General features: G+C 34.3%; 30 protein-coding genes, 1 tRNA gene and 2 pseudogenes. 3 read left to right on the top strand and 30 right to left on the bottom strand.

The window, feature by feature from the left end; genetic code table 11:
• Positions 1–20: 20 nt before the first annotated feature.
• Entirely contained in the window at positions 21–710 is a 690-nt protein-coding gene (locus LMOATCC19117_RS00525) for a Crp/Fnr family transcriptional regulator (protein ID WP_003724921.1), read from the bottom strand.
• 390 nt (positions 711–1,100) lie between these two features.
• Here LMOATCC19117_RS00525 and LMOATCC19117_RS00520 point away from each other — a divergent pair, with 390 nt between their 5' ends.
• Together LMOATCC19117_RS00520 and LMOATCC19117_RS00515 are read left to right on the top strand one after the other, a co-directional pair.
• Positions 1,101–2,084 carry an aldo/keto reductase gene (locus tag LMOATCC19117_RS00520; RefSeq protein WP_003734728.1) on the top strand — a complete coding sequence of 328 codons (984 nt, stop codon included), beginning with the start codon at positions 1,101–1,103 and terminating at the stop codon, positions 2,082–2,084.
• Positions 2,085–2,139: 55 nt separating this feature from the next.
• The gene (locus tag LMOATCC19117_RS00515) at positions 2,140–2,508 is read left to right on the top strand and encodes a MerR family transcriptional regulator (protein WP_003724919.1); all 369 of its coding nucleotides are present in this window, start codon (positions 2,140–2,142) and stop codon (positions 2,506–2,508) included.
• 66 nt (positions 2,509–2,574) lie between these two features.
• On the opposite strand, the gene LMOATCC19117_RS00510 is transcribed toward LMOATCC19117_RS00515, so the two are convergent.
• The 7 genes and pseudogenes from LMOATCC19117_RS00510 to LMOATCC19117_RS00485 all read right to left on the bottom strand — a co-directional run bounded on the left by LMOATCC19117_RS00510 (position 2,575) and on the right by LMOATCC19117_RS00485 (position 7,039).
• Positions 2,575–2,916: a hypothetical protein gene (locus tag LMOATCC19117_RS00510; protein ID WP_003724918.1), complete on the bottom strand. Its 342-nt coding sequence runs from the start codon at positions 2,914–2,916 to the stop codon at positions 2,575–2,577.
• Positions 2,917–3,041: 125 nt separating this feature from the next.
• Entirely contained in the window at positions 3,042–3,386 is a 345-nt protein-coding gene (locus LMOATCC19117_RS00505; RefSeq protein ID WP_003724917.1) for a hypothetical protein, read from the bottom strand.
• A gap of 183 nt (positions 3,387–3,569) precedes the next feature.
• A pseudogene (locus tag LMOATCC19117_RS15010) lies at positions 3,570–3,674 on the bottom strand (hypothetical protein); the annotation flags it as partial.
• A 184-nt stretch (positions 3,675–3,858) separates the two neighbouring features.
• Positions 3,859–4,236: a hypothetical protein gene (locus LMOATCC19117_RS00500; protein ID WP_003724916.1), complete on the bottom strand. Its 378-nt coding sequence runs from the start codon at positions 4,234–4,236 to the stop codon at positions 3,859–3,861.
• Entirely contained in the window at positions 4,218–5,741 is a 1,524-nt protein-coding gene (locus LMOATCC19117_RS00495) for an LXG domain-containing protein (RefSeq protein ID WP_003734729.1), read from the bottom strand. Before LMOATCC19117_RS00495 ends, LMOATCC19117_RS00500 begins: the two co-directional genes overlap by 19 nt.
• Before the next feature lie 181 nt (positions 5,742–5,922).
• Positions 5,923–5,995: transfer RNA gene (locus tag LMOATCC19117_RS00490), tRNA-Lys, on the bottom strand.
• A gap of 87 nt (positions 5,996–6,082) precedes the next feature.
• Positions 6,083–7,039 carry a 2-hydroxyacid dehydrogenase family protein gene (locus tag LMOATCC19117_RS00485; RefSeq protein ID WP_003734164.1) on the bottom strand — a complete coding sequence of 319 codons (957 nt, stop codon included), beginning with the start codon at positions 7,037–7,039 and terminating at the stop codon, positions 6,083–6,085.
• 130 nt (positions 7,040–7,169) lie between these two features.
• On the opposite strand from LMOATCC19117_RS00485, the gene LMOATCC19117_RS00480 reads away from it, so the two are divergent.
• A complete protein-coding gene (locus tag LMOATCC19117_RS00480; protein WP_003742409.1) occupies positions 7,170–7,808 on the top strand; it encodes a pentapeptide repeat-containing protein in 639 nt (212 codons plus the stop codon).
• A gap of 21 nt (positions 7,809–7,829) precedes the next feature.
• On the opposite strand, the gene LMOATCC19117_RS00475 is transcribed toward LMOATCC19117_RS00480, so the two are convergent.
• The 22 genes and pseudogenes from LMOATCC19117_RS00475 to LMOATCC19117_RS00365 form a co-directional block, all read right to left on the bottom strand.
• Entirely contained in the window at positions 7,830–8,882 is a 1,053-nt protein-coding gene (locus LMOATCC19117_RS00475; RefSeq protein WP_003734166.1) for a bifunctional transcriptional activator/DNA repair enzyme AdaA, read from the bottom strand.
• Positions 8,879–9,652, bottom strand: a complete 774-nt coding sequence (locus tag LMOATCC19117_RS00470) for an isocitrate lyase/PEP mutase family protein (protein WP_003734167.1) — start codon at positions 9,650–9,652, stop codon at positions 8,879–8,881. The genes LMOATCC19117_RS00475 and LMOATCC19117_RS00470 overlap by 4 nt, the downstream gene beginning before the upstream one ends.
• Before the next feature lie 426 nt (positions 9,653–10,078).
• A pseudogene (locus LMOATCC19117_RS00465) lies at positions 10,079–10,398 on the bottom strand (Imm59 family immunity protein).
• A 442-nt stretch (positions 10,399–10,840) separates the two neighbouring features.
• Entirely contained in the window at positions 10,841–11,452 is a 612-nt protein-coding gene (locus tag LMOATCC19117_RS00460; RefSeq protein WP_003724908.1) for a hypothetical protein, read from the bottom strand.
• A gap of 50 nt (positions 11,453–11,502) precedes the next feature.
• Positions 11,503–11,847: a hypothetical protein gene (locus tag LMOATCC19117_RS00455; protein WP_003724907.1), complete on the bottom strand. Its 345-nt coding sequence runs from the start codon at positions 11,845–11,847 to the stop codon at positions 11,503–11,505.
• Positions 11,848–11,976: 129 nt separating this feature from the next.
• Entirely contained in the window at positions 11,977–12,264 is a 288-nt protein-coding gene (locus LMOATCC19117_RS14975) for a hypothetical protein (protein WP_003734169.1), read from the bottom strand.
• On the bottom strand, positions 12,218–12,583 hold the full coding sequence (locus LMOATCC19117_RS14970; protein WP_003734170.1) for a hypothetical protein: 366 nt from the start codon (positions 12,581–12,583) through the stop codon (positions 12,218–12,220). Before LMOATCC19117_RS14970 ends, LMOATCC19117_RS14975 begins: the two co-directional genes overlap by 47 nt.
• A gap of 54 nt (positions 12,584–12,637) precedes the next feature.
• Complete coding sequence (locus LMOATCC19117_RS00440) at positions 12,638–13,018, bottom strand: hypothetical protein (RefSeq protein WP_003724905.1); 381 nt, start codon at positions 13,016–13,018, stop codon at positions 12,638–12,640.
• A 393-nt stretch (positions 13,019–13,411) separates the two neighbouring features.
• Complete coding sequence (locus tag LMOATCC19117_RS00430; protein ID WP_003734172.1) at positions 13,412–13,735, bottom strand: Imm59 family immunity protein; 324 nt, start codon at positions 13,733–13,735, stop codon at positions 13,412–13,414.
• A 77-nt stretch (positions 13,736–13,812) separates the two neighbouring features.
• Positions 13,813–14,007, bottom strand: a complete 195-nt coding sequence (locus LMOATCC19117_RS15005; RefSeq protein WP_020830798.1) for an enhanced serine sensitivity protein SseB C-terminal domain-containing protein — start codon at positions 14,005–14,007, stop codon at positions 13,813–13,815.
• 20 nt (positions 14,008–14,027) lie between these two features.
• A complete protein-coding gene (locus tag LMOATCC19117_RS00420) occupies positions 14,028–14,525 on the bottom strand; it encodes an SseB family protein (protein WP_003743337.1) in 498 nt (165 codons plus the stop codon).
• A gap of 4 nt (positions 14,526–14,529) precedes the next feature.
• Positions 14,530–14,805, bottom strand: a complete 276-nt coding sequence (locus tag LMOATCC19117_RS00415) for a hypothetical protein (RefSeq protein ID WP_003724901.1) — start codon at positions 14,803–14,805, stop codon at positions 14,530–14,532.
• Between the two features lie 286 nt (positions 14,806–15,091).
• On the bottom strand, positions 15,092–15,406 hold the full coding sequence (locus LMOATCC19117_RS00410) for a hypothetical protein (RefSeq protein ID WP_003724900.1): 315 nt from the start codon (positions 15,404–15,406) through the stop codon (positions 15,092–15,094).
• Positions 15,406–16,056, bottom strand: coding sequence for a hypothetical protein (locus tag LMOATCC19117_RS00405; RefSeq protein ID WP_003743336.1), 651 nt, complete (start codon positions 16,054–16,056; stop codon positions 15,406–15,408). The genes LMOATCC19117_RS00410 and LMOATCC19117_RS00405 overlap by 1 nt, the downstream gene beginning before the upstream one ends.
• A gap of 516 nt (positions 16,057–16,572) precedes the next feature.
• On the bottom strand, positions 16,573–17,013 hold the full coding sequence (locus LMOATCC19117_RS00400) for a hypothetical protein (RefSeq protein WP_003724897.1): 441 nt from the start codon (positions 17,011–17,013) through the stop codon (positions 16,573–16,575).
• Between the two features lie 33 nt (positions 17,014–17,046).
• Positions 17,047–17,382, bottom strand: a complete 336-nt coding sequence (locus LMOATCC19117_RS00395; protein WP_003724896.1) for a hypothetical protein — start codon at positions 17,380–17,382, stop codon at positions 17,047–17,049.
• 103 nt (positions 17,383–17,485) lie between these two features.
• On the bottom strand, positions 17,486–18,448 hold the full coding sequence (locus tag LMOATCC19117_RS00390; protein ID WP_003734175.1) for a hypothetical protein: 963 nt from the start codon (positions 18,446–18,448) through the stop codon (positions 17,486–17,488).
• A complete protein-coding gene (locus LMOATCC19117_RS00385; RefSeq protein ID WP_003734176.1) occupies positions 18,445–18,759 on the bottom strand; it encodes a hypothetical protein in 315 nt (104 codons plus the stop codon). Before LMOATCC19117_RS00385 ends, LMOATCC19117_RS00390 begins: the two co-directional genes overlap by 4 nt.
• 11 nt (positions 18,760–18,770) lie before the next feature.
• Positions 18,771–19,412, bottom strand: coding sequence for a hypothetical protein (locus LMOATCC19117_RS00380; protein WP_003740356.1), 642 nt, complete (start codon positions 19,410–19,412; stop codon positions 18,771–18,773).
• A gap of 18 nt (positions 19,413–19,430) precedes the next feature.
• Positions 19,431–19,739: a hypothetical protein gene (locus LMOATCC19117_RS00375; protein WP_003724892.1), complete on the bottom strand. Its 309-nt coding sequence runs from the start codon at positions 19,737–19,739 to the stop codon at positions 19,431–19,433.
• A gap of 11 nt (positions 19,740–19,750) precedes the next feature.
• Complete coding sequence (locus LMOATCC19117_RS00370) at positions 19,751–20,185, bottom strand: hypothetical protein (RefSeq protein WP_003740355.1); 435 nt, start codon at positions 20,183–20,185, stop codon at positions 19,751–19,753.
• Complete coding sequence (locus LMOATCC19117_RS00365; protein WP_003724890.1) at positions 20,175–20,492, bottom strand: DUF4176 domain-containing protein; 318 nt, start codon at positions 20,490–20,492, stop codon at positions 20,175–20,177. Before LMOATCC19117_RS00365 ends, LMOATCC19117_RS00370 begins: the two co-directional genes overlap by 11 nt.
• Between the last annotated feature and the right edge of the window lies 1 nt (position 20,493).

Genomic DNA, 20,493 nt, shown 5'->3' with positions numbered 1-20,493 from the left:
TTTTTTCAAGTCTTATACCATTAGAAAACATTACTCTTATGCTTTCTTTCATTAAGCTTTATTTTCTGGTGCTCATTTTCAAGAATTTCTATCCTCTTTTCTCTGCCTTTAAGTTTCCAGGGCGAAGATTTTATATCTAATATTCCTTCCGCATGTAATTCGTTTACAGTAGAAGAAATGGTAGAGATGGAACAATTCGCTAACTGTGCCAAAACATTTATTTGAAGCCATTCAGGAAAGATGGGTGTTTTATTATTAGATTTATTATTTTCTAGCAAGAAGTTGAGCGTTGAAATAATTTTATTTTTTGAGTTCTCTGTCCCAAGAAATGCTTGTCTTCGCATGTCTTCTTCGTTTTTCTCCGCAATCTGTAGAAAAAAATTGGATAAAATCTGATCTTTTTCTAATTTCCCAAAAGCTGTTTCAGCATTGATAAAACAAATTTCTGAAGTTTCGAAAGCTTTCAATACTATTTGATTTCTAGTAGGAAAAATTAAACTTTTCGAAAAAAAGCATCGTGCTATGCCTTTTTTCTTCCCACTAATTTCTTCAAATATTGCGCCACTTTTCACCAATAGAATATCTTCTCGATCTAGCGTAAAACTTTCCCACGCCTTTATTCGTTTGCGGATATACGGAAAATTATTTTGGAGATAAGCATATATTATCGCGTCTTTATGCATATAATCATGGTAATCGATATACTTCATTCTTGTTATCACCCTTTCTGAATTTCCATCATAAATATTATTATCTTAGAAAATACGTTTAATTCGTATACTCATTTACAACTGATTTACGTGATTTTGAGTATTTGTCGACATTTTTTCGTAACATTTCTTGATGTATTAGTACTATTAAAACTACTAAAATCGTTCCTAGCGCTTATTTAAGACAGCTTTTATGCAATTTTTCCTTCCAAGAACAAAGAATAAGCCCCCATCAATAAAATAAAATTAATCATCGCTTTTGTTAAACTATCTCATGCTCTTAAAAATAAATTAGTTACGCTTGACTTAAAGTTCACTTCAACTGATAAACTAAATACAACATCCTGATATTTCTAATTTAAAAATTTGGTTTAAAAGGAGCATATTTTTATGAAAAAGAGACAATTAGGAAACACTGGTTTAGTAACTTCAGAGCTTGGATTCGGCTGTATGGGACTCAATTATCACCGGGGACCTGCGAAAGATAGAAAAGAAATGATTGAAGTCGTACGCACTGCAATGGATGCAGGGATTACGATGTTCGATACTGCTGAAGTGTACGGACCTTATACTAATGAAGAACTTGTCGGAGAAGCTTTAGTTGGCAAAAGAAACCATGTTCAAATTGCAACAAAAGGTGGTTTTAAAATTAATGGTTTAAATAACGAAGTCGATAGCCGTCCAGAAAGCATCAAGGCCGCGGTTGAAGGCTCTCTCAAACGGCTAAAAACGGATTACATTGATTTATATTACATTCATAGAATTGACCCCTCTATCCCAATTGAAGAGGTTGCCGGAACCATTCAGAATTTAAAACAAGAAGGAAAAATTCTACACTGGGGACTTTCCGAAGCCAGCGCAAAGACAATACGCCGTGCTCATAAAGTAGAGCCACTAGCTGCTGTTGAAAGTGAGTATTCCATCTGGTGGCGAGAAGCTGAAAAAGAAATATTTCCGGTTTTAGAAGAACTTGGCATCGGGCTTGTCGCATACAGCCCACTAGGTCGCGGTTATTTAACTGGCAAATTGGATATAAATGCTAGCTTCAATGAAAACGACAACCGCGGTGGCTTACCAAGATTCCAAAAAGAAGCCATGGAAGCCAACCAAGTACTACTCGATTTTATGAAAGAAATAGCCGACGAGCAAAATGTCACAACGGCACAACTCGCCATCGCTTGGATACTTGACCAAAAACCTTGGATCGTGCCAATTCCCGGAACAACAAAACAAAGCAGAATTAAAGAAAATATCGCCTCCACGGACATTCGTTTTGATGACGGAGCACGACAAAAAATAGCTGATGCTTTATCGCAGATTGAAATTGTTGGTGATAGATACTCAGCAGCTGAAAATAAACGCATCGGAAAGTAGGCATTTCCTATTCAAAATGGTATCCTTATGAAAAACACACAGAAGAGGTGATTAAATGGCTTTTTCTATCGGTGAATTTTCCGAACTAGTAGGCATTCCCAGTAGCACCCTTAGATTCTACGAAAAAGAAGGCTTAATAACCCCTGACCGCGACAAGAATAATTTGCGCATATACAGCGAAGAAGACGCCAATTGGCTAAAATTTTTACTGCACTTAAAAGGCGCCGGGTTATCGGTAGAAGAATTAAAGCAGTACACAATTTGGCGCGCAGCAGGAGACAGCACTATTTCCGAACGATTAAATATGTTAAAAAAGAAAAAGGTTATTTTGGAGCAAGAGATTGAAGACTTGCAGAAGAATTTGGATACAGTGGTTAGGAAGATTGGGATTTATGAAGAGAAGGTTAAGACTAGACGAGTTTAGCTAGGTGAATTTTTCTCGTGTACAGTAAGAGACCATTTACAACAGCATATAGAAAAAGACAACCTGTTATGGGTTGTCTTTTTTGACGTTCTTTTTATCGTAAAGCTTTTTTGCTAGGGAAAAGATAATAGTTATTGCAAGGAAAATTAAGAGAAAGTTTATCATTAGATTGGGCCATTGGATAGTTATACCCTCGTTTCCCGAGAAAAACATCTCCGTAAATGCACCTTTCTTATCTGTCGTACTAATTACAGTTAGCCATCTAAAAGGTGCTCCATATATGTATTCATAAAAACTCACTTTACTTCCATCAGCTATCGCAAATGTTGGGGGTATGATAAATAACGTGGTGATTAGGAGGATAGAGGTTGCAAATAATCGGTTAGTTAGCCATTGTAGTTTTTTCATGTTAGCTCCTTTTGGGTGAAGGTTGGTTTTCCAATTTGGGATTTTATAAAAACATTGCTAAAACATTTAGGCCCTTTTTAAATATGGGTTGCAAGGGTTCTGAACGAGACAGTAAAATGTATTTTTTATTTTACAATTTCCATTTTTTCAGGAATTCCATTTTTTTCACAAACTTTATATTTTCTTCCGCTAAAATCTGTAGCGTAAAGTATTCCTTCTTTTACATTAATCAAAGTATAAACATCATTATCTCCAACGGGTCTCTCTCCTATTTGCCATTTCCGTTCACCCGTATAAGAAAAAGCATAAATATTATGAAAATCATCAAACGTATATTCTTGGTTGGCTGGTATATCTAATAAAACATATACATGATTTTTATCTTCTCTCAAAGTTTGTATTGGATACTCAAATGTGTATTCTTGGTTTTCAAAAATTAATTTATTATTCATATGAGTTATCTTCGTCATAAGCTTTTTCCTCATCTTTGTGTTTGATTCTTTCTTTAGCAAATCTATCAGCTTAACTACCTCAACATCATATCCTCTAAAAAGGTCTTATATTCTCTTGTGGACAGTTCACTTGATATATTTCTCTCATGAGAAAGTACCTTTAGCCAATTTTCACTCATCTTCATTTAAAAATTATTCAAATTAAGTTATCGCTTTAAATGGTGCGTGCCCTGTTTCAGCATTTCTTAATAATGTCGGCTTTCTAAAGCGCAAACTTATTTCCAACTTAAAAATAGTTATTCCTCCGTAATTTGTTTACTTAATCACATGAGTTTTCATTTATTAACTCTTCAATATCCTTGATTTCACCCGTATTATCATTTAAATCCAGTAATTACGAGACTTTTAGTCCACCTCGCTACCTTTAATAGTAAATCCAATATCCTAATAAACTTCAACAAACAAAAATTTATTAGAGTAAAAGGAGAGTTTATTTCACTATTCTCACTTGGTTGAGTTCACCATTTTCTTGATTAACTTCAAACCTCCGCCCCATGAAATCTGTTACAAATAAATCGTTCTCTTCGATATCCATACCTACCAATGGTGCGCATATATAAACATTATTTCCTTTTGGCGCAACATTTTTTATTTGCCATTGAATTTCACCCAATTTATTAATTGCATATACATTACTTAAAGTGTTTTCATTTAATTCTTGACCAGGAACAACCAATAATCTCACAAATAAACAGTTATCATTCTCTTTTAATTCTACAATTTTATTCTTAAATTCAATGCTTTTTCCAAAAGCAGTTAATTTATTATCAATGTATTCTGCGTTAATTGTCACTTTAATCCGCCCCATTCTGAGATTTTTCCGAGTTCTTTAAATTCACCAATGAATTGACCTTTCAAATCAAATTGTATACCCCCACCTTTATTTTCGAAAAGAGGATTTACTTCTCCCATTCTGATATTGCTGCCTTTTGGCAAAGTAACTTCTCCAACAAATTTGGGTATATTAGGTAATGCAAATTTATCTTTAATTTGAGTCGGTGTTAAACCTTTTATATCCTCTGCTTTCATAAGCCATCCACCATGTAGTTTTGAACTTCCCCCATCATATACCCTGACAAATTTAGTTTCTACCAAAAGTTCTAAATCTTGGACAGGTGTTTTAGGTGTATATGGAGGTTGATCATAGTTTTGTTGATGCCAATATTTATTGACACTTTCAGCAGAGTCATACTTCTTTATTTTCACTTTATTATTTAAATCGCCCAACAGGTCATCTAAATAATCATAACCCTTCAGTTTATTTTTCTTACCAAATGTCACACTCCCTCTAATCGCAGCCGTACTCAACCCAAGCCCCAGCACAACATCCGCTAACCCACTCTTATCTATAAACCCTTTCCCAGCTTCAACATATGCCGAGGTAGATAAAATACCGCCAGTTAGTCCATCATACTTGTTACCATTTAGATAATAAACACCATCTCGCCAAGCTTTATTGATTTTCTTATTCAAGTCTTCATTAGTAATAATCGAATAATCTTCTGGATTAAGATATTTTCCGTTTTTTTCTAAATAGACTTTAAGTTCGGCATTCTCCACTCCTAAGCCGTCTCGCTCTAATAACCACATCACCTGTTCTTTTCCATTACTATCTAAATATACCACTGCAAGCACTGTGTAGTCTTGTAGTTCTTTTATAATATCTTCTTTTATTCCTCGTGCTTTATTTAAAGCTTGTTGCATGTGGCTCACTGTAGCGTGATTCAGCTTACTTAGATCGTAAGTGCCTGTCTGGCTGTTGAACTGGATATTCGACTGGAGTTCGCGGATGGTCTGCTGAACTGCTTGAACTAAGTCAATCAAATGGTCAAAAAAGCTAGCGTGGCTTTGTTCAAATGACAAATATTTCTCGAGAATGTTTTCCTGTTTATACGCAATAGCTAACTGAGAACGATAATTCTGCATTTGCCCTTCTGTTCCACTGTTCATTCGCTGTGCTAAAGCTTCTTTTTTGCTTTCTATTCGGTCAATCATTTTACCCAGTTCATATAAACCGTCCGCATCGATTTTGGCATCTGGTGAACTATCAACTTCGGCATGAAAATCTTGGATGTACTGCCCCAATCTTTCTTCACTTTCGTCCATAGCTTCGATTATTGCATCACAGAGAGGGAAATAAGTCATTTGATAATAATTTTTCGATGCATCAACTGCTTTTCCTTTTAAACTATTATCTCCCACATACTTTGTCACGGCCGCTTTGATAGATTGGATAGTTTTCCTTCCTGGTTCATTGGCTGCACGTAGCTGGTATAAAAAAGCTTGTATTTCTCCGATGTCAATTCTACTCACTGAAACAACTCCTTTTGTATATCATGTAGTAAATTATTAGATACTTTGAAATTCCACTTATTTTCTATGTAATCGATAAATAATCAAAAAGAAATCAGCTTATTATTGAAATTATTAACATTTTGCCCGTAAAAACGACAAAACACCAACGACTTTAACAGTCACTGGCGTTTGTTTTTTATGGGTTGTGAGGGTTTCGAACCCCCGACCCGCTGATTAAGAGTCAGCTGCTCTACCAACTGAGCTAACAACCCGTTGTCGTATTCCGACAAAAAATATTATACCATAATTCAGCGATAAAACACAGCCGCAGCCACTCGCTGCGGCTATATTTTTCGGTATTAATAAACAGAATGTAGTGGTGCTTTTCCTGCTAAGACAGCTTCAACATTTGCAATGGCTATTTTGCCCATTGCTGTGCGTGTTTCCACAGTTGCGTTTCCGATATGGGGTGTTAATACGACATTATCCAGTTTAGCCAAATCCTCGCCAATCTTAGGCTCGAACTCAAACACATCCAGCGCAGCGCCGGCGATAACGCCTGCTTCTAATGCCTTAATCAGTGCAGCTTCCTCTACAACAGGACCGCGAGCAGCATTGATCAAAAAGGCACTTGATTTCATCGTTTTCAGTGTTGTTTCGTTCAACAGATACTTCAAGCTGGGACTGTATGCCGCATGGATTGTTACAACATCGCTGCGCTTCAATAATTCTTCCTGACTCACAAACTCTGCATTCCACTCTTTCGCTGCTTCTTTCGGATGGTGCCCAGAATAAATAATTTTCATTCCAAAAGCAGCCGCACGTTTTGCAACAGCTTGTCCGATTCTTCCTAATCCAATAATTCCGAGCGTTTTGCCACTTAATTCAGTACCTAAAAAGAACGTTGGTGCCCAGCCTTTGAATTGCTCGGGTGTTTCGCGGCATAATCGGTCGCCTTCTGAAATTCTCCGTGCTACGTCCAAAATCAATCCAAGCGTTAGTTCCGCCGTTGCTTCCGTTGACACATCTGGCGTATTGGTCACTGCAATGCCCAATTCTTGCGCTTTTTTTACATCGATATTGTCAAAACCGGCACCAATATTCGCCACGATTTTAAGATTTTTTGCCGATTCCAATACTTTTGCCGAAATTGGGGAAGAAAGCGGGCAAATAATCGCATCCACTTCCGTTACATTTTTTATTAACTCTGCTTCTGTAATATTTTCCTCACCTGAAAAAGCTTTAACGTCCCATTTGCTAAGAGCTTCCATCGTTTCTGGTAGTAATTTTCCTGCCACAAATACGCTCGCTGTCATCACGTTCACTCCTCAACTGCCATTTTTATTCTACATTCATTGTAATCCGTTTTTTATGAAAGGTAAACGATTTTCCGCTCCTTTTCCTAGCAAAATACGGTATAATGAAAGCGGAAGTGAGGTCGATATAATGAAAAAAATTACTGCGCCGCGGATTCCTGATGAGGATTTGACGGTTTATCCGAATGATACATATTTTATTGAAGATATTGGAGAAGTTAGTGAGCAAATCTTTAGAAAAACAACGCTAACTGGGGAAATTTTCGAGCATTTTCATTTAGAAACGATTATTTTTGATGGGTGTGTGTTCGATTCTGTTTCTCTTGTAAGCGCGAATTTGACTGATGTTGTATTTAAAAATTGTGATTTGTCGAATTTAGATTTAATGGGCGCAATTATTCACCGAGTTCGTTTTGAAAATTGTAAATTAATTGGTGTGAATTTCAGTGATGCTACGCTTAGAAATTGCGTTTTTGTTGATTGTTATGCGGATTATGTTGCCTTTCGTTATGCTAACTTGAAATGGGTGGCGTTTGAGGCGGGCGCGTATACGAATAGTGATTTTAGCGGGGCTCAACTGGTCGATACCTATTTGGAACGGCTTGATTTGAATAAAGCGCAGTTTTTAAATTGCGCGCTAAATGGTGTTGATCTTAGCTCATGTATTTTTGAGTCTATCACTGCAATGCCGCAAGATTTGAAGGGCGTGAGCATTGATTTTTCGCATGCTCCTGCTTTGATGCCGTTGTTTGGAATACGGGTTAAATAATTGAAAAAAGATGGTTCCGCGTTACCTTGGAACCATCTTTTCATGTTTAATTAGCCATTCTTTGCGCGCAAGACCGCCACCGTAGCCTCCTAATGCTCCGTTAGTATTGATTACACGATGGCACGGGACGATGAGGGATAATTGGTTAGCCCCATTTGCTCTTGCCACAGCTCGACTTGCTGTTGGCCGCCCTAGTTTTTCTGCCAAACTTTTGTACGAAATTGTTTCGCCTATCGGAATTCGTCGCAGTTCATTCCAGACACTCTGTTGAAAATCTGACCCGATATAGCAAATCGGTGTTTTAAAATCAATCAACTCACCATTAAAATATCGCGCTAATTCGGCTTCTATTTGTTGAATTATTACTGTTTTTTCAGGTGTAATAGCCGCGTTTAAGCGCATTCGTAATTTTTTAATTTCTGTTTCCAAGCCTTTTCGATCAACAAATTCCAGAAGCAATAGACTATCATCATCAGAAATTGCGAGCATTGATCCAAGTTTAGTCTCAAGCCAAGCGGAGTATAAAATGGTGATATCGTTTGATTTGTGAGGAACCTCCCCCATCGTTTTTGAAAAAGCATCTCGGAACCCATTTCCAGACTCATAACCACTTTCAATTTGTGCATTAATGATCGAATTTCCACCCCGAATATGCTTAAAAGCAAGACCGAGACGCCGCGAACGCGCATACTCAATAAAAGTCATCCCAAACTGCTTCTTAAACTGGCGCCGCGCTGTATTTGCGCTAATGGATAATTCATCAAAATCTTTATCCGTCCATTTTTTCTCTGGATTTTTCTCAATTGCATCAACAAGCAACTTCACAGCTGGCGACAATTTCGTCGGATTGGAGAGTGGTTCACAACGCTTGCAAGGCCGGTAAGATGCAAGTAGCGCCTCCTTGGCTGTACTGAAAAACTCACAATTCTCTTTTAAAGGTTTCTTCGCCGGACACGTTGGGCGACAAAGTATTCCCGTCGTTTTCACTCCAACAAAAAATACGCCTTCATAATTCGAATTTTTCTCCACTAACATATCATAATATTTATCAATATCCCGCTGATTCGTTATCACAAGGCTTTCCCTCCTTCGAAAATCCGCTCAACTTCCAGCTGAATCGCTAAATTAGCCTGAAAAAAACTAAACGGTCCATAACTGATTCTTTTCACACCGATTTTTTGTAAGTCCTCGTTTGAGAGCATCCCATCCATCCTCATGACATTGACCGGAAGTGGTGATTTCTCCACAAATGCGCGAATTAATTTTGGTAATAGCAGACCCGGAATAAAAATAGCATCTGCCCCAGCCTCCTTGTATGCCTTTGCCCTGTCAATCGCTTCTTCCAACAAGTCTACCGTCTCATCCCGCCCTTGGAAAAAGACATCTGTACGCGCATTGATAAAAATTTCCGTGCTCATTTTCGCCGCTGTTTCTTTGATTGTCTCGATTTTATCACATTGCTCCTCAGTACTGCATAACCCCGGATTTGTAACGCCAATAAGCTGATCTTCCAAGTTCACACCACAAACACCAATCACAAGCAACCGCTCCACATTCTGAGCCAGTTCCTCCAAATTTCTAGCATACCCAGTCTCTATATCCACCGTTAGCGGCAAACTCACATTCTTGGCAATGCGCGAAATAACTAAAAACATTTCGTCAAAAGTTAAATGCTCCCCGTCCACTACGCCAAGTGACTCAGCAATCGCATAACTGCTTGTCGCTATTACTGGTGCTCCGCCTTGTTGGATTGCTCTGGCGGAAGCGACGTCCCAGCAGTTGTAGAGGATTAGTGGGGTGGGTAGTTCGTGTAGGGATTTTAGTTTTTCAAAGTTTTTTGTCATTGGTTTCAACTCCATTTGTTAGGATGGGGTTAGTATAGCAGGTGGGGAGATTGGAGGTACCAGGAAAATTAACATGGATGTTTTTTGGTAGATGTATGTAGAACTGTAAACTCTTGCATACGCTAAGTAGCCTAAAATTCTCTTCCTCATCTTAAGCTACTTGTTCCCGTATATAGTTAATTTCATTCTCTCTTTGAAATTTGTTGTAGAATTTTGTCACTTGTCTTTTTATTGGTTTTTAATGCTACTTTAGTTTCTTTTTCTCTATAATTATTAATAAAAAGCAGCACTATCTACAACCATCCTTACCAATCCCAGTTTTCCGTAAAAGTTTATTTGAATGACAATAATTTAATAAATCTATTTTCAATATCACTAGTGAGTTTAGCAATTACAATCCTGTTTACTCTTTTGTACTCTAAATTTTCACTTCCCCCATAGCGGGCAGGAGTATTCTGGCGGTTCCCCACCTTTCTCTCTTCGACGATTCGATAAAACCCTACTTTGCATAATATTTAAAAATTTATCCATAGCATCAAAAACATTATTAAACTCATATTTCCCCACTACACTAGCTCTATCAGCTGTCATATAAACTTCAAACTTATCTTCATTCTTCTCAACTCTAACTTGATATTATTGTCGATTATTTTTCTCGCCTTCGAATATAGCGTATCTTAATTCCTGATAACCCAATAAATATCTTCTTCTAAAATTTTTTTATATTCCATTAAATCATAACTCATTATTTTATCTCCTTGTTATTTATTGGTAACTTGATTAGCGAGCTTGCTCTTACTATTCACGACTTTCCGTTCCAATACCAAACCGAAGATAAAGTATCTTTTTATTTTATAAAATTACTCTTCTTCTGTATTTTTCTCTGGCCATAAACCTGTTTCAGCATATTTCATTACTTCATAGGCACCGTCTCATGACTTGAACGCTTTTCCCATCAGCGCTTTTGTAATGGGAAAGAATAGTGGTTCCCAAAAACTTTGCCAAGCACCTGATTCATTACCACTAGGTACTCTCATATTGGTGGTTTTTTATATCTACTAACACAGGGTTTTCTCCTAAACTCATAGGATCAAGTCCTAATAATTCTTCCAAAATTCTAGGATTTTCGTCAGCAGCAGATATAGCTTTATCTGTATACTGCTCATTAGACTCACCTTTACTTAAGCTCTAATTTTTAAGGTTCAACAAATTACGTAAAATAGCCTTATAATCCACTTGATTCTGATCTAATTCTATGTCATATTCTTTAATCATTTGTTTAAAATACATATATTTCCAGGTGAAATTAGCTAGAACTTTAGCTCCCATTGTCAAACTAGAGTTATCATTACTTATTGTATGAAAAATCATATCTATATCACAATAACCCACTACATAAGTATTTTTTTCGTTAATAAGACAAATGGCATCTTTCTTGTAATTTTCTATCTCGAACAAGTTAGAATCCAGAAATCTTGACAGACAGTTCTTTGCATCTATCTCGTTAAAAATAGTATTCTTAAGTTCCGGTCTAGGACAAAGCGTCTTAAATCGGCTCATTTTAATCATTATTCCAAAATAAAAGATGGCTATTTCTTTATCATGTAATGTCATAATTTTTGTTTTAGTACCTCTAGACAATTTAAATAGTTCGTATTTTAATTCATTGCAGGCTAAAACAAAGATAATATCTTGATTTACGATACCTTCTAATCGTTCTCTTACCTCTATACTATTCGTGGACTTATTGTCTGTTATAAAATAGCCTGTACTTAAAAAATTCGTTAAGGATTCTATCATAAGTATAAATACCACCTACATTGTAGCTTTCATCAAATTAACAAGTCTATTTATTTCCAACCGTTGTACACTAAAAATTTATCTGGAATTCTTAATTCAAGCTGTTCCTGTAGTTCTTTGCAAAAAATATCCATGTCTGCTTTGTCATACCATTTTTGGGTATTAGTTTGAGCAATACCTAACCCCCCATTTACAATACTACATCCAAAGGAACCGCGATCATAATTCAATATGATATTAAAAAAATTATATGCCGAAAATTCTATACTAAACTCTATCCATGGCTCATCTTGTGTTTTATAAATTGAAAAAGAAGAACTAATTTTATCACCCAATCTTTCTTCTATTTCATCACTAACTTTTGAAGCTAATACTTCTGCTTTACTTAATTGCATATAACACAGCTCCTTTTTTAAATCTCTTTAATTATATTTACCAATCTTGATTTCTCTTTTTCTTTACTAATTCAGTAATACTCTCTAAATCCTTATATGTAAATGTATTGTCCACTCTCACTATGCTACTTATCTTGTTGTTATTTTAAAAACTTCTGTATTTTTTAGTTGATTTACAAGTTTCTCAAATTCTAATATTACTGGACTGTTATAAGAACCACCATTATCTACAAACTGTCTGCCCAGACTATTCAAATCTATTTTTTCTGTGATTAGGCAGTTTCCCTCAGCAGATTTAAGTATCTTTTCTGTTAATACATAAATATCTCTTATTATCCCATTATATAATTTTTGGTTAGGAAACTCTTCATCAATTAATTTTAAAACATTTTGTGCGCGTTGTATTACTATCTCCATCTATACCCCTCCTTTTAATATTGTATCTGTCGACTCGATTACTTGAGGTGCAATTTTCCCCAATATTAATTTGCTGGCCTTTAGGAATAATTATTTCTGCTTCATACATACGTGTATTCTTCCATTCAGGTAATAATGCCATATCTATTTTTGCGTCTATTCGACTTATTGCCTTATTTATAGTCACAAAACTTCCTGTAGACTTTGCATTTCCGCCAAATACTCTATACACCGTTATTTCCTCAGTAGTTTTTACTGTACGATAATTTCCATCTAAGAAGGAATCTATTACTCCCTGAGTTAGAATTTCTCTATCCATTTCAATAACTTACTTTATCATCTATTTTAGTTCTATATTTAGCCACTCATTAAGTTAATTTAAAGGTATATTTTTTCGTTCCTCCATGATTTCTATCTCAGACTCAGGTACCCATTTCTCATATAAATATTTATCTGTTCTTTCAAATTTTAATTCTTTTGCTAACTCAGAATCATTTGTTCCCAAACAAATTCCCTCATTTTTCATATTAGGTCTTATCATAAAATTGTTTCCTTCGTACACCGCTTTCGGAATTATATAATACAGATTTTCTAATTGTTCTAAATCAATTTCTTTTTCATAGATACCGTCAGCATACTTTTGGAAATCAGACTCTTTTTTATCACTTATTATATAACTTTTTCCATTTTTATCTTTTAAAATCACTTTATATTCTTTCCCGTTTATACAAGTATATTCTCCTGATTTTATCATTATGTTCACTACTTCTTTCTAAGTTAAAGTTCAAGAGCTATAAATCCGCCAATGTTTCAACTCCATAAAGACTAGCTCCATCAATTTTTTTGATGCCGTAAAGCCATTTAATGTACACAGAGAACCGTCCGTATTTATTCCTCGAACAGCAATAGAAATTAGGCTATTTGCATCATTTATAATAGAAAACTCTGTTTCAATTTTATTGTATATGCTGGTATTGTTCACTATCTTTACTCCTTTATGGCTTTGGAAGAAAATTCCCCATATCAATAGCGTATGCTCAAAAATACACAAGTGAAATGAGGAAAATAACATAAGGATATTCACCAGTCCTTGGGTCATTTCTATCAATATAACTCTCCATATCCACTTAAGATATTTTTTCTACTCTTAATTATCCCATAATGGACAGGAGTATTCTGGCAGTTCCCCGTCTTTCACTCTTCGACGATTCGATAAAACCCTACTCTGCATAATATGTAAAAATTTATCCATAGCATCAAAAACATTATTAAACTCATATTTCCCCACTACACTAGCTCTATCAGCTGTCATATAAACTTCAAACTTATCTTCATTCTTTTCAATTCTAACTTGATATTCTTGTCGATTATTTTTCTCACCTTCGAATATAGCGTATCTTAATTCCTGATAACCTAGTAAATAAATGTCTTCTTCTAAAATTTTTTTACATTCTTTTAAATTATAATTCATCCATTTTATCTCCCTGTAATCTATTGGCAACTTGATTAGTAGTTACTTTTTTACTTATGTTCCTTTTTCAATAAATTTTAGCCTTTACGTTTATAAAATGGTTCATATTCTTTTGTAGTGTTTTTACCTAAAGGAGTATCCAGAGCTAATATATCAAGAATCTGCTCACTATCTAAAAACTTCTCCGTATATTCATTAAGTTTACTAAACAATACTTCTATATTTGGGGTATCAATTACTAACAGTAGACTTATTTGATTGTCTCTCACCATCTGAAGTAAAAAAGCACTTTTTATAGAACTATCTTTTCAAAAAAACTTTTACAATTTTCAACAAATAAATGAGGATATTTTTTAGGCAATCCTATAGAAATTTGTTCCCCTTTTTGGATATTTACTTGAGATTTTTCTAGATAATTTAAATTTTCTCTAGATAGTACTAAGTTATGACTGTATGGATTGATAACAATTCCAGATAAATTCAAATCAGCAACAAGGATATTAAAATATTCGTTAAATGTAAAAACAATAGGTTGAGATTCTTTTGTACTATCAAGATACAATTGAAAATTTGTCCAGTCTGTAAATACTGGCAAATACTCATTTTCTTTCTCATCTATTATCTTTACAATAGATATCTTATTCTCTTCTCTTATTATAGCTGGTAATAACAATTTGCTTTTCTGCATTTGCCTATACAACTCTTCTTCTACTTGTTTTGAGTAATTCGTTTTTAAAACTTTGATTATATTTAATAAATCATCGTTCTTCAACAATATTTGTTCATTCATATTTCTACCTCCGTGTTAATTTCAACTTCTCAACGTCCTTTGATAGATTTTCCAACTCTTTTAAAATATCATTAGAATAATCTCCCGTGTCGTCCACAAAATTTCTTGCTAAACTCAGAAAATTAATATTCATTTTTTCAATATCATTACTATTAATTTCATCTAATAATTTAGTAAGTGCTCTTTTAATACGAACAATACTGTAATAATCCGTCTCTTTTAAATTACTTTTTTCTATTAAGCTTAAAATTAAGTAACACTCATCTTTTATTTTTTTCATATATCCTCCTATTTATAAGGAATATCTTAAATCTTCTAATCCTAGCAAATAAATCGTTTTCTCGATAATATTTTTTCTTTTAGAGATTTAGACACTTATTTTATCCCACTTAACAAGTGTAATTTCTCATATCATCTCACTGAGGTGTCAAACTGGATTTGTTTTCCTCCAACTGCATCAAAAACCTTTACAATTGCTCCTTATTGAGGATTTGCTATACTCCCTTTAAATCAGCCATGTTTTTATTCCGCTTTCTTTTAAAAAGTTTTTAGATGTATTTTTCTACTCATTTTGTTCTCTCCATTCCATAATTAAAGGTCTGTCCTAACTGACTATCAAGTTCTTTATAACTTTCCTCTAACGCCTTAACTTTTTCATGATTCTTTGTAATGAAGACACCAAATTCTTTTTCTAAATCATTCATTAATTCTGTTATATAATTTTTTATTTCATTGCAAGCAACACCTGAAAAATTACTCGCTAAGTTGTTTCTAACTGCTAGTAATGCAATAGAAACTTCTTTTTGAGCCTTAATGTAACTATTTACATTATTCTCCACCTTTTTCAAAAAATGAGGATCTATTTTAATTTCCTCTCCCATCATTTCCCCTCCTGTTCTACAACCTTATATTGAATATCACTTAAATTAATTTTTATGTTTTTAGTGTCGATTTTTCTACCATTTTCGATTTCATCTGTCGGTTTTTCTTCTGGAAACCCTAAAATTACCGGTATAGCCATACTAGGCTTAAAATTTCCTGTTTGTTCTTTTGTAAGTTCCGGTACTGAATTGTCCAAAAATACCCTACCTTGCATTACATTGTTCTCAATACTAACTTGAAAACTAAGATCTTTAATTTCTGTTTTTGTACCATTTACGATTACAGCAGAACATTCTATAGCATCCTGCACAGGATCATAATATCCATAGTCTCCGATTAGTAATGTGATTGAATCATTAGTAATTAGTTGCTTTGTCTGGTCATACTTCTTTTTATCTTGCTCATACACTTCTAACGTTTCATCATTTAAATAATCTGCTTCTGGCGGCAACTTCACTGTTATAAGCTGTTCATGCTGTGGTTTCCCTTCATTACTCTCAATCTTTACTTTTTTTCCTTCTTCTTCAACACTTTTAGTCTGTTCCTTTGTATCTGTCTTTTCAGCGTCTCCATTTCCGCATCCCGTTAAAATTAAAGTGGCGGCAATCATTGTTACTCCTAATCCTTTTAACCAATTTCTATTATTCATGTTGTAACCTCTTATTTTTTATGTCTTATTCTATTAATTTTGATACTGTTAATTCGTGCTTCCCTTCAATACTTTAGAAAATCTCACTACTCTACTTGTTCAAATTTGAACTTATAATTATATATGTACAATTTTTTCTTTGTTTTCAACCAAAAATACTCTTTTCAAACCTCAAAATCCTTATGTACATTAAGTAGTCTAAGATAAATTTTCCATCTTAGACTACCCAAATTACTTTATATCTCTACACAATCAGAGTTTAAAGTCTGGTGGAACAGTTTTATTCCGTCTTGATTGATTTTCGGATCAAATTCCATCTCTTTTCTATATTTTTTATGGAAAGCGATATATCTCCAATCATCAACCAAGTTTTTAACTTTACTCTCGTTCTTTTTACCAGTCCCATATTTCTGTAATAATTTATGTTGCTAAAAAACCACGGACGCTCGCTTGCCGTTCATATCGTTCATGGTTCTAGCATATCATTTACCACTGTTTCTTAGACCTTGTAATTAATCATTCATATTTGTTTTTTAAATAACCTATTTGTTTGATTAATTCTGTGGCAGAACGTTCTATTTCTTTTGTATTTATATTATATTTGTGAATTCCGCCATTCTTCCGTACATATACAGTCAGATATACGGCACCCCAGTCTCTACGCAAGGCTACTTTTTCAATTTCATTCCACTTAAACCGTTTACCCCATCCCTCAATACCTTCTTGATTCACTTTAAGCAGTGGCTTACCCGAAAAAAAATGCTTAGCTACAGTAAAATAAGTTGGTGCCACGATAACTAAAAGGATTATTCCACAAGCACCTAGTAATAACGATTCTTTTATTTTAAATAAAATAAAAATTCCAAATAATAATATAGGCAAGGTATAAAGCAATTTAATAATTGTTTTCCCTTTATTTTGCTGAATTATAATCTCTGAAATTTCATTTGAATTCATTTTATTGAGTCCCTTTCGAATTGGATTTATATACTATACCTCTGTTTTAATGACGCCTTTTTCTAACAATATTTCTCGATCTTTCTCTGTTTCTGGTTCCCACCCGTTGTTCATCTTCCCGCGGATAAACCATGTATTATAATTGGATTCAAAGAGTAAAGTTACCATAGCCATGATAGCTATTCCGATATCTCTATCATAATTCAAAGTGATGAAAAGCCCCGCTCCATCTAATATTACATAAAGAACGAAGAATTTAATATCTCCTCGGAGTAAAGGACCAAAGAACGAAAGAAATACACAGGTCCAGCAAGAACCAACTTTTGTTGTAATCACATTTCCATCACTGGATTTTAAATTAATATACATTTTTTCCTCCTTTTATTTGTAACGCACATGGTGAAGTTGTTAGTAGTCTCATATAGATACTGCTGTCATTTTTATTAGGTAAAAAATCTTATATTTTTAACTGTTAACTTGCTTGATAGTTACCCACTGTATATTCTAGTTTTAAATCTCGAATTTTTTTCCAGCCTTTATATATACCTTTTGTTTCCCAGTCATCCCTCTTTGCTTCTACCTTGCTCTCTTTAACATATTCAACCGTCGGATCAATAATTTTATCTGCAGCAACGGAAATAATGGCGCCTGCGATAGCGCCTTTAACACCACTTACACCAAAACCAGATAATGCCGTAGTAGCTAATTTCCCAACAGCAAAATCCGCACCTTTTGTTATTGCTATACCGGTTAGATCTCCTGCAAGTCGAGAGGAATCTTTGCTATTTCCATAACTGTTAAAACTTTTTAGCGTGTCTGAGATGAGGTAGGCTGTTGAAAGGTATTTGGTTGGAGTGTCCAATTTTTTTCTCCTTGACCCCACTTTAGATATTTTATCCCCATATAAATCAGTTATATTTTTATTTTCTCCTTGATATTCAACTGTATCATCAATTAATTTCAAGTAAGTATCATCTACCAATGTTCCAAGTAGTGTGTCTCTGATATCTTTAATTGCTCCCACCGAACCTTTCGATGTAAGCATTTCTCCCAATCCTGAAATCTGTGAAATTTTTTGATATGATATCGCTTTCACATTTCCCATTAATTCTTTATAACCCGCAGAGTTAGGATTTCTAAACTCAGAAACTTGCTGTGCATACAATACTTCTACACTCATAAACAATTCTTCTATAACTGAATTAGATTTAGAGAGATTTGTGTTTATAAATTTCTTATATTCTATAAGTCTTTGGTTATTCTTCTCTATTCGTCCCCTCTGTTCAACGACATCTTGGTCTTTATCACATAAACTATTATTTTTCAGCACTTTTAATAGCTCTTCTGTTTCTTGCGTATACCTACCTGCTGCAATTTTAAGCTCAAGACTAATATTTTGAGCTTCGGCGATATTGAATTTTATTTTTCCGCTCATTTAGTCCTCTCCATTCCATAGTTAAAGGTTTGTCCCAACTGACCATCAAGTTCTTTATAACTTTCCCTTAACGCCTTAACTTTTTCATGATTCCTTGTAATAAATACACCAAATTCTTTTTCTAGATCATTCATTAATTCTGTTATATAATTTTTTATTTCGTCGCAAGCAATACCTGAAAAATTACTTGCTAAGTTGGTCCTAACTGCTAGTAATTCAACAGAAACTTCTTTCTGGGCATCAATGTAATTTGTTACATTGCTTTCAACCTTCTTCAAAAAATCTGGATTTACCTTAATTTCTTTTGCCATCTTTCTCCCTCCTATTTAACTGCTTTATATTGAATATCCTTTATCTTAACCTTTATATCTTTAATGTTAATTTTTTGAGGCTCCGCATTTTCCTCATTTTTCGGGTTCTCTTCTGAGAAAACTAAAATAATTGGTATACCCTCGTTTGGCTGGAATTTTCCTGTTTTTGCTTTTGTAAGTTCTGGAACTTTGTCATCTGAAAAAATTTTTCCTGACATTGGCTTATTCATTATTTCAGCTTTGAAGCTAAGGTCTTCAATATTTGTGTCAGTTCCATTCACAAGAATTGCAGAACATGTAAGACTGCTCCATGCCGGCTCATAATAGCAAAAATCACCTAATAGAATTGTAACTGAGTTATTAGTAATTAGTTGCTCTGTCTGGTCATACTTCTTTTTATCTTGCTCATACACTTCTAACGTTTCATCATTTAAATACTCTGCTTCTGGCGGCAACTTCACTGTTATAAGTTGTTCATGCTGTGGCTTCCCTTCATTACTCTCAATCTTTACTTCTTTTCCTTCTTCTTCAACACTTTTAGTCTGTTCCTTTGTATCTGTCTTTTCAGCGTCTCCATTTCCGCATCCCGTTAAAATTAAAGTAACGACAATCATTGTTACTCCCAATCCTTTTAACCAATTTCTACTTTTCATAGTTTAACCTCTTTCTTTTTAAACGCCTTTACTTACTGCGTTTGCTGCTGTTTTATCAATTTCTTCCACACTTTTACAATAGTCGACTATCACTTCTTTTAGGTTTCTAATTACTAAACTATATTGTTCCCCATAACTTACTAGCACTAATAGGCTCTCAGATAAAGCATCTGCTGCTTCCCCACTAATCTCCTGGCTACCTACTATAGTGCCCATTTTCTTATTGATATTATCAAAATTGTCTAGACTTGAAATTAGTTTATCTAATTTAGGATTAATACTTCCTTTATCCATTTTTACTGTTTTATCTGGCATTGGACTTACCATATTTCATCCTCCTATTTCAGGAAATTATTTTGCCGAAACTCTTTTATTAAACGTGTTTTTACACTGCCATCACATGATAAGTAGCTTAACTGATTTAATCTTTCATTATACTTTTCTTTAAATTTAATTGGATCGATTTCTGCAATACGCCATGTATAGCTCCTATTACTCTGATATTCTGCTTTATATGCTGCTTCAATTCGTTTGATACGAGCAGTAATTTTTTCATCAATTTCTCTTGCATATTCCGTTGTTTCTTTGATTTTCTTTCTAACTGCTTCATTTAATTTTCTGTAAGCATCCTCTGTTTTTGCATTTGACCAGGCACTTGCAAAATCATGTTTTTGTCTACATAATAACGCTTCTTCATTTTCCATCATTTCTAATTTCCCGGACAAATCAACCTTCAACTCAATTAAAACTCGTACACGTTCATCATAATTCAAGCATCTCATCCTCCTCTTCTGGAGAAACACCAAATTCTTCTTTCTGCCATTCTCTCATTCTCTTCACCAAGACTACCTCATCATCATCTACAAAACCTCTAAACTTCACATCTGTTATATCTTCTGCATCAAATGCCAAAATATTGTCATCCTTTGTCCCTTCTGGATAAACTACACCTCCATAATCATAAAATTCTTTTTCTTCATCTCCCTGAATTGTAATTAATCTACTCGTAATCATAACTTTCTTCAGGCTTTCTTTTAAATAAACAACGCTTCCAATAGGTAATATTTCTTTTGTTAGCATT

Source organism: Listeria monocytogenes ATCC 19117, from assembly GCF_000307025.1.
GTDB classification, from domain to species: domain Bacteria; phylum Bacillota; class Bacilli; order Lactobacillales; family Listeriaceae; genus Listeria; species Listeria monocytogenes_B.
The sequence above is the reverse complement of the archived record's forward strand: the minus strand, read 5'-3'. Positions and strand labels throughout refer to the sequence as shown.